Raw genomic sequence first — 330 nt, 5'->3', positions numbered from 1 at the left:
CATCTACGTCGTCCAAGCGCCGCCCTTCGCGATGAACTGGAGCGTGGGACAGGTCGGGCCTGTAACACCGGGGAAGTTCCCGCCTGAAGAACCAGCTGGCATGGTGCAGTCAGTTGGCCAGGTTGTGGCGCCGCGGAGTCTCTACCTGCAGCAGTTGCGTGATCGCCTCGGCGAACAGGCGGTGAGTAACGTCACCACTGCGGAGCAGCGTGAGGGACGTATCTGGAGCAACCGTTCAGCTCGCGCTGGGGAGTGAGGAGAATCCTTCTTCGCCGCTGTGGCTGTCCCCATCACTTCATCCGACCGAGCAGATCAGCATCGACCTTGAGG

At 62.1% G+C, this 330-nt stretch carries 1 protein-coding gene; it reads left to right on the top strand.

Annotation, left to right across the window (positions count from 1 at the left end):
• Positions 1 to 256, top strand: a 256-nt coding sequence (locus ACQG3P_RS18985; protein WP_426805902.1) for a hypothetical protein, incomplete at its 5' end; no start/stop codon positions are given.
• Between the last annotated feature and the right edge of the window lie 74 nt (positions 257 to 330).

This window comes from Stenotrophomonas sp. SrG (assembly GCF_050031795.1).
GTDB lineage: Bacteria > Pseudomonadota > Gammaproteobacteria > Xanthomonadales > Xanthomonadaceae > Stenotrophomonas > Stenotrophomonas rhizophila_A.
This window is presented reverse-complemented; position numbering and strand designations above follow the sequence as displayed.